This is a genomic window from Solidesulfovibrio sp. (assembly GCF_029978005.1).
Lineage (GTDB): Bacteria > Desulfobacterota > Desulfovibrionia > Desulfovibrionales > Desulfovibrionaceae > Solidesulfovibrio.
In genome coordinates, this window is record NZ_JARKOZ010000009.1 from 21957 (window position 1) to 29852 (window position 7896).

General features: G+C 68.6%; 7 protein-coding genes. 5 read left to right on the top strand and 2 right to left on the bottom strand.

The window, feature by feature from the left end; all coding sequences use genetic code 11:
* Positions 1 to 4: 4 nt before the first annotated feature.
* The 5 genes from Q1K70_RS01135 to Q1K70_RS01155 all read left to right on the top strand — a co-directional run bounded on the left by Q1K70_RS01135 (position 5) and on the right by Q1K70_RS01155 (position 6377).
* Positions 5 to 1534: a hypothetical protein gene (locus tag Q1K70_RS01135; protein ID WP_300154565.1), complete on the top strand. Its 1530-nt coding sequence runs from the start codon at positions 5 to 7 to the stop codon at positions 1532 to 1534.
* A complete protein-coding gene (dxr, locus tag Q1K70_RS01140) occupies positions 1531 to 2787 on the top strand; it encodes a 1-deoxy-D-xylulose-5-phosphate reductoisomerase (protein WP_300154567.1) in 1257 nt (418 codons plus the stop codon). Before Q1K70_RS01135 ends, dxr begins: the two co-directional genes overlap by 4 nt.
* Positions 2788 to 2915: 128 nt before the next feature.
* A complete protein-coding gene (rseP, locus tag Q1K70_RS01145) occupies positions 2916 to 3995 on the top strand; it encodes an RIP metalloprotease RseP (protein WP_300154569.1) in 1080 nt (359 codons plus the stop codon).
* A 40-nt stretch (positions 3996 to 4035) separates the two neighbouring features.
* Positions 4036 to 4836 carry a tRNA (adenosine(37)-N6)-threonylcarbamoyltransferase complex dimerization subunit type 1 TsaB gene (tsaB, locus tag Q1K70_RS01150; RefSeq protein WP_300154572.1) on the top strand — a complete coding sequence of 267 codons (801 nt, stop codon included), beginning with the start codon at positions 4036 to 4038 and terminating at the stop codon, positions 4834 to 4836.
* A 647-nt stretch (positions 4837 to 5483) separates the two neighbouring features.
* Entirely contained in the window at positions 5484 to 6377 is an 894-nt protein-coding gene (locus Q1K70_RS01155) for a flagellin (protein ID WP_300154575.1), read from the top strand.
* 73 nt (positions 6378 to 6450) lie between these two features.
* On the opposite strand, the gene Q1K70_RS01160 is transcribed toward Q1K70_RS01155, so the two are convergent.
* Both Q1K70_RS01160 and rplQ read right to left on the bottom strand, forming a co-directional pair.
* Positions 6451 to 7347, bottom strand: coding sequence for a selenium metabolism-associated LysR family transcriptional regulator (locus tag Q1K70_RS01160; RefSeq protein ID WP_300154578.1), 897 nt, complete (start codon positions 7345 to 7347; stop codon positions 6451 to 6453).
* Positions 7348 to 7430: 83 nt separating this feature from the next.
* Positions 7431 to 7865 carry a 50S ribosomal protein L17 gene (gene rplQ, locus Q1K70_RS01165; RefSeq protein ID WP_300154581.1) on the bottom strand — a complete coding sequence of 145 codons (435 nt, stop codon included), beginning with the start codon at positions 7863 to 7865 and terminating at the stop codon, positions 7431 to 7433.
* Positions 7866 to 7896: the final 31 nt, after the last annotated feature.

Genomic DNA, 7896 nt, shown 5'->3' on the forward strand with positions numbered 1-7896 from the left:
CCGCATGGAAGACGCCGCCCAATCCGCCCCCGAAAGCCGCGACGAGCGCTTCGCCGCCTGCCTGTCCCGGCTCGAGGAGCTCAAGGCCATAAAGGCCCGGCGCGAAGTGCTGGAGGAGCGCGTCTTCCTGGAGTTTCTGCGCTCCAACCGGGGCCGCATCAACGAATTCCCCCTGCTCGAGACCGAGCAGCAAAGCCTCATGGACATGCTGCTGCGCCGGGCCGAGGGCCTGCACGGCGGCCACGAGCACGTCAAGGACCGCTTCTCGGCCTACCTGCTCGAGCTCAACCACTACGGCAAGGCCAAGGCCGTGGGCGACGCCGGGGAGCAGGAAAAGCTGGCCCGCCGCCTGGAGCGCGTGGAGACCGTGCTAGCCAAGTGCCTGCAGGGCGCGGTCTACGCCTCGAGCCTCATCAAGGACCATTTCAGCGACGCCGTGATCCGCCACTTCGGCGAGGACTCCCTGGCCAAGATCGAGGAGATCACCTCCACCCTGGTCTTCGACGAGCACTACTGGAAGGCCTACATCGAGCGGTTCATCAAGGAGGAGGTGCGCGGGGCCTACGACGTCATCCTGGCCGACCGCCGCTACCGCCTGTCGCGCGACGGACAGCTGCTCATCGTCGCCTTTCCCTTCGACGCGGTGCTGGAAAAGCTCCAGGGCACGACCAAGGCCATCTCCAAGACCCGGGTCCAGACCGCCTTCGAGGAGGCCTCCTCCGCTCCCGAGGGCCGGGCCGTGACCGAAGCGGCCCTGGCCGCCCTCAACCGGGCCGACATCCCCGGCTGGGACCGCCGGGCCGACCGCGACGAGGTCCTGTTCGCCGCCCAGGTGGCGGCCATGGACGCCGCCGCCGCGGACTACCGCGCCGCCATGGCCGAGGGGATCTCGACTCCGGAAGCCGAGGCCCGGCTGGAAGCCCTGTACGAGCAGACCGTGGCCCTGTGCGTGGGCGCGGCGGTTTCGCTGCGGGTGGTGCGCGAGGACTTCTCCCGGGCGCTGCGCGACTTCGCGCCCAAGGAGCGGGCCTACATCCTCCAGGTCGCCGGCTCCTTCGACGCCGCGCGCCTCGGCCTCGTGCTCGAAAACATCATGGAGTTCGACTTCGCCTCCCTGCTGCGGGAAAAGGGCGAGGCCGACGCCGGGCGCATCCAGGTGCGCGCCGCCCGGGCCCGCCGCGTCTCCCGCGAGGCCGTGGACGCCCTGGCCGAAACGGGCCTGGGCAAAGTCCGGCGCAAGCAGTTCTTCGACGACGACGCCGACCGGCCCGACTCCCTGCTCCTGCGCCCCAAGAATCCGGGAGAATTCCAGGAGCGCCTGAAGCTCTTCCAGATCGAACCGGAACTGGCCCGTTCCCTGGTCGCCCTGTGGGAGAACGCCTCCTTCAAGGTGGAACTTTTCGTGTGCATCAACCTGACGGCGCTCGGCAAGGTGGCCACCAACCTGCCGGCCCGCGTCACCGAGGTCCTCGGCCGCTACGGCATCGCCCCTCCCGGGGCCCAGGAGCCGGCCCGGACGAAAAATCCCACATGACCCAGTCCTGTCCCCGCGCCTGTCCCCCCGAGGCCGCGCCCTCGGGCTACATCACGTCCCTGTCCGTGCTCCCGGCCGACCGGCCCCGCCGTTTGGCCGTGCTCGGGGCCACGGGCTCCATAGGCGTGTCCGCCCTGCGCGTGGCCGCCGAGCACCCGGACCGCTACATCGTCGCCGCCCTGGCCGGGGCGACCAACGTGGCCCTGCTCGCCGAACAGGCCGCGGCCCTGCGCCCCCCCGTCCTGGCCGTGCTGACGGAAGAGCGGGCCCAGGCCTTGCGGGCGCTTTTGCCCGCCGGCTACGCCCCGGACATCCTGGTCGGTCCGGCCGGCTACGCCGCCGTGGCCGGCGCGGCCGACGTGGACGTGGTGGTCTCGGCCATCGTGGGCGCGGCCGGGCTCGCGCCCACGCTCGCCGCCGTGGCCGCCGGCAAGGTGGTGGCCCTGGCCAACAAGGAGTCCCTGGTCCTGGCCGGCGACCTCATCCGGGAGATGGCCCGGACCTCGGGCGCGGTCATCCTGCCCGTGGATTCCGAGCACAACGCCCTGTTCCAGGCATTGGGCGGCCCGGGGCTGCCGGACCTGTCCCTGGTGGAAAAACTCGTGCTCACGGCCTCGGGCGGCCCCTTCCGGTCCCGGCCGCGCCACGAGCTCGACCGGGTCACCCCGGCCATGGCGCTTGCCCACCCCACCTGGGCCATGGGTCCGAAGATCAGCGTGGATTCGGCCACGCTCATGAACAAGGGCCTGGAGGTCATCGAGGCCTGCCGGCTCTACGGCCTGCCCGTGTCCATGGTGGACGTGGTGGTCCATCCCCAGAGCATCGTCCACTCCCTGGCCCAGCTCCACGACGGGTCGCTTCTGGCCCACCTGGGCCCGGCGGACATGCGCGTGGCCATCGCCTATTGCCTGGGCTACCCGGAGCGGCTCCCCCTGTCCGTGTCCCGGGTGGACCTGGTGACGCTGGGGAGCCTCACCTTCGAGGCCCCGCGCGAAAAGGACTTTCCCTGCCTGGGCCTGGCCCGGCGGGCCCTTTGCGCCGGCCCCAGCCACACAGTGGTCCTAAACGCCGCCAACGAGGCGGCCGTGGCCCTGTTCCTGGAAGGGGGGCTCCCCTTCATGGGCATCCCCGCCGCCATCGAGGCGGCCCTTTGCGCCCACCCGGGCGAGGCCGTGCCGGACGCCGACGCCGTCATGGACCTCGACGCCCGCGTCCGGCGGGACACGAAGGACTGGGCGCGCAAACGCGCCTGACGTTGCATCGCCGCCCAGACGGCTTATACTAAATCCATCGGCCGGCGGCCGGATAAACCGGGAACCGCCAGCCGCGACAAACCCGCGCCCGCCCGCGCAACGCGCGAAACGGGCGCAACCGAGCGCGCATGATCGAAAGCATCCTCGCCGTGGCCCTGGTTCTCGGGGGCCTGATCTTCTTCCACGAACTGGGGCACTTCCTGGCCGCCCGGGCCTTCGGCATGGGCGTGGTCACCTTTTCCCTGGGTTTCGGCCCCAAGCTTTTGGGCTTCACCCGGGGCCGCACCCGCTACGTCCTCTCGGCCATTCCCCTTGGCGGCTACGTCCAACTGGTGGCCCAAGACCCCGACGACCCGGTGCCCGACGGCTTTTCCCCCGAAGACCAGTTCCGCCTGCGGCCGGCCTGGCAGCGCATGATCGTGGTGGCCGCCGGCCCGGTGTTCAACTTCGTGCTGGCCTGGCTGCTCTTCTGGGGCCTGCTCGTGGCCGAGGGCCGCTTCGAGATGCTGCCCCTCGTCGGTCAGGTCCAGAAGGACAGCCCGGCCGAGACGGCCGGCGTGAAGCCCGGGGACACGGTCCTTTCCGTCGGCGGCCAGGCCGTGGCCAACTGGGAGGCCATGGCCCAGGCCATCCGGGGCGGCGGCGGCAAGCCCGTGACCATCACCGTCTCGCGCGAGGGCCAGGAGCTGACCTTTTCCCTGACCCCGGCCGTGCGCATGGTCAAAAACATCTTCGGCGAAGAGGAAAGCGCCCCCCTGGTCGGCATCGTGGCCTCGGGCAAGACCCGCTCGGTGCCGCTCGGCCCCGGCTCGGCCGCGGGCGAGGCCGTCAAGCAGACCTGGAACGTGGTCGTGCTCACCTATACGGGGCTCATCAAGCTCATCGAGCGCGTGGTGCCGCTGGACAGCCTGGGCGGCCCCATCATGATCGCCCAGATGGTCAGCAAGCAGGCCTCGGAGGGGCTCGGCAACGTGGTGGCCCTGGCGGCGCTGATCAGCGTCAACCTGGGCGTGCTGAACCTCCTGCCCATCCCGGTCCTCGACGGCGGGCACCTGCTCTTCTACGCCATCGAGATCGTCATGCGCCGGCCCGTGAGCCCGCGCATGCGGGCCGTGACCACGAAGATCGGCCTGGCCTTCCTCATCGGGCTCATGATCCTGGCCACGGTCAACGACATCCGCCGCCAGTTGAGCCTGCTCGACGGCTAGGAGCGTTTCAATTTGTGAGAAACTGGAGCGACCGACAGGCATGGACCCGGTGAAGGAAACGGCCGCGGGCGGCGTGGCGACGCCCGGCCACGGCCCCCTGCTCGTCCTCGACGGCGTCTCGCCCGAGCTGACCGTGCTGCTCGGCCGGTCGGGGCAGGCCCCGATCCTGCGCCGGGCTCCGGCCTCCGGGCGCGCCGCCGAGCTGCTCGCCCCCATGATCGACGAGGCGCTCGACGAGGCGGGCCTGCGCCCGGCGCAGCTCGCCGGCGTGGCCTGCGTGCGCGGCCCGGGCAGCTTCACCGGCATCCGGGTGGTCCTGGCCACGGCGCTTGGGCTGTCCCTTGGCGCGGGCCTGCCCATGGCCGGCCTCGACTACCTGCCGCTGCTGGCCGCCTCGGCCGCCCGGGCGGCCACCGGGGCCGTGCTGGCCGTGACCCACGCCCGGGCCGGCCAGGTCTATGTCCAGGCCTTCCTGGCCGACGGGGACCTGGCCCCCATGGGCCGGCCCGAGGCGCTGTTTCTCGATGCGGCCCTGGCCCGGGCGGCCGACGGCGCAGCCGTGGGCCCGCTGTGGCTGGTCGGCGACGGGGCCGTGCGCCACCGCGAGGCCTTCTCGCGCGCCGTGCCCCTGGCCACGGTCCTCGGCCCCGAGGCCTGCGCCCCGGATCCGGACACGCTCCTCGCCGCGGCCCGGACCGCGGCCTACGGCTTCGCCCCCGTGGAGCCGCTGTACCTGCGCCCGAGCGACGCCGAAGAGAACCTGGCCACCCTGGCCGCCGGGCGCGGGCTCTCTCCCGAAACGGCCGACGCCCTGCTGGCCCGGGCCATCGCCCGCGAATAATCCCGACCTCTCCGCGACACGACGCACGCGGCCGGCCTCGCCGCCGGCCCGGCCCCGCCCCTGACCGGTGCGTTGCGCGCCAAAACCCGCTCCCGGCTTCCTTTTCCGCCTCCGTGACGCCTCGGCCCGGTCGTGCGGCCCACGACGCATTGCAGTCCGTGCAACGGCCGCCGTGACCGCGGTGCGTCGACGGACGGCGCGGCTCCAGGGCTTTGCCGGGCTGGCCGCCGCAGCGACCAGACAAGCAACCTCGCCGCCCGAAGCGATCCTTCTTCAATAATAGTGAGGCAAGTGAAAACATCGCGACCAAAATCGTCCACAAAAGGCGGCATATCCTTCCAAAGCACCGCTTTTGAACAGCAACACCGCCCACATCAATTGCACCACTATAAATGATACGCCATACATTATTGCTTCGCGTCATTACTTCATCGAAAACTTTCCACGCGCCTCCTCCCGGCACCCCTTCCTGGCCCCGGCAAAAAATTTTTCACTCTTTCGATTGCCCCCGCTAAAGAAACGATTTTCCGGGGTCGATAAGCCTAACAAAGAAGCACATGCCGGTCGCCGGCGGCCGAGGGCCCACGGCCGTGACCGGAGCGCGAAAAGGGCAAGGACGCCCGCATCCCTTCAAGGAGGAACGAACCATGTCGCTGACCATCAATTACAACGGAATGGCCGCCAACGCGGCCCGCAACCTGTCCAACTCGTATTCCGCCCTGTCCACCTCTACCCAGCGCCTGTCCTCGGGCCTGCGCATCAACTCTTCGGCGGACGACGCCGCCGGTCTCGCCATTCGCGAGCTCATGCGCGCCGACATCGCCTCCATCAACCAGGGCGTGCGCAACGCCAACGACGCCATCTCCATGATCCAGACGGCGGACGGCGCGCTCCAGGTCGTGGACGAAAAGCTCATCCGCATGAAGGAACTGGCCGAACAGGCCGCCACCGGCACCTACACCTCGGACCAGCGCCTCATCATCGACTCGGAATACCAGGCGATGGCCTCGGAAATCACCCGAATCGCCAACGCCACGGACTTCAACGGCATCTACCTGCTCAACGGCAACCTGTCCGGCGCGACGCACAACGGTTCCGGCATCAACGCAACCGGCAAGCTCAAGGTGCATTTCGGCTCCGGCAACGCCAGCGCGGAAGACTACTACTACGTGCAGATCGGCACCTCCACGGCTTCGGCCCTGGGCGTGGGCATCGGCGCTGCCGCAGGCAAGGCTGGCCGCAGCATCTCCACGCAGCAGCAGGCCCAGGAAGCCCTGGACGCCATCAAGACGGCCATCGTCTCCAAGGACAAGATTCGCGCCAACCTGGGCGCCCTGCAGAACCGTCTGGAGAACACCATCTCCAACCTGCAGATCCAGGCCGAAAACCTCCAGGCCGCGGAATCCCAGATTTCCGATGTGGACGTGGCCACGGAAATGACCAAGTTCGTGCGGGAACAGATCCTCACCCAGTCCGCAGTGGCCATGCTCTCCCAGGCCAACTCCCTGCCGAAGATGGCCATGCAGCTCATCGGCGGTTAATAACGCCAGACAAGCCAAAACAAAAAGGCCGCCCGGGATGCCGGGCGGCCTTTTTCGTTGGGGAACCAGAAGGTTACTGTACGCTGTCGCAGGCGCGCAGAAACAGGCGCTGGGCCGGAAACATGTAGCGGCGGCCGTGCTGCACCACGTAAAAATCACGGCGCATGGCAAGGCCTTCGGCCGGCAGGATGGCGATGCCGCCGCGTTCCAGATAATTCGCCGCAGCCATGCGCGAGATGGCGGCCACGCCAAGGCCCGCCTCCACGCATTCGAGTATGGCTACGGACGAATGCACCTGAAGCATGACGTGCAGGTCGCGCCCGTCCATTTCGGCCCGGGCCAGGGCCTGTTCGAGGGCCAACTCCGAGACCGACACCGGTTCGCGCATGACCCACGGCACGCCGAGGAGCCTGGTCTTGAGGTCCGTTGCCGCAGCGCCGGATGCAGCAGCCAGGGCGGCAGGCGCGATGAGCACCAGTTCGTCCTGGAGGATGGGCCTGGAGACGAGCTCGGCCTGGGACGCGGGCGCGCCGACAATGCCCACGTGCGCTGCCCCTTCCGCGACCATGGCGATGATTTCGGACGTATCGCCGCAGCGCACTTCGATGCGCACTTCCGGATAGTTGCCGAGAAAACGTGCGACAAGCCTGGGGATGATGTACTGCGCAGGGATGGTGCTGCCGCCGATGATCAGTTCGCCGGCCACCCGCTTGGACAGGGCCAGGATGTCCGCCCTGGCGTGATCGAGCTGGCCGAAAATGGCTGTGCAGTAGCGGTAGAGCACGTTGCCGGCCTGGGTGGGCAGGATGGTGCGTCCCAGGCGGTCGAAGAGCTGGGTGCCGAGTTCTTCTTCCAGGGCCATGACATGGGCGCTGATGGTCGGTTGGGACAGCAGCATCTCTTCCCCCGCCTTGGAAAAGCTGCGCAGGTCGTAGACCTTGGCAAAGGCCTGAAGCCGCCGAATATCCATAACAAAGATTCACTCCATAGAAAAAATCTATGCGATGGAACAAAAAAGAGCGGAACCCGAAGGTTCCGCTCTGTGCAGTCACGTTAATCCTGGGACGCTTCAGGCGTCGCCGGAGCCTCGGCCGGAGCGGGAGCGGCGGCCTTGGGGGCTTCTTCCCCGGCCTGCTTGGTCAGCTCGATGACCGCCATGGCAGCGCAGTCGCCGGTGCGGGGCAGGCCCATCTTGACGACCCGGGTGTAACCGCCGGGCTGGCCCTTGAAGCGGGGGGCGATCTCGTCGAACAGGCGCGCCACCAGCTGGTGGTTCTCGAGAACCTTGTAGACCAGGCGACGGGCGTGGACGCTGTCGGTCTGGGCCAGGGTCACGAGGTGCTCGACGACGCCGCGCAGCTCTTTGGCCTTGTGTTCGGTGGTGCGGATACGCTCGTGGATGAAAAGCGAGCGCGCCATATTGCGCAGCATAGCCTTCCGGTGGGAGGCGTTCCTGCCAAACTTGCGTCCGGATTTCTTATGTCTCATCGGCCTGCTTCCTCTTCAGCCATTCCTGGTA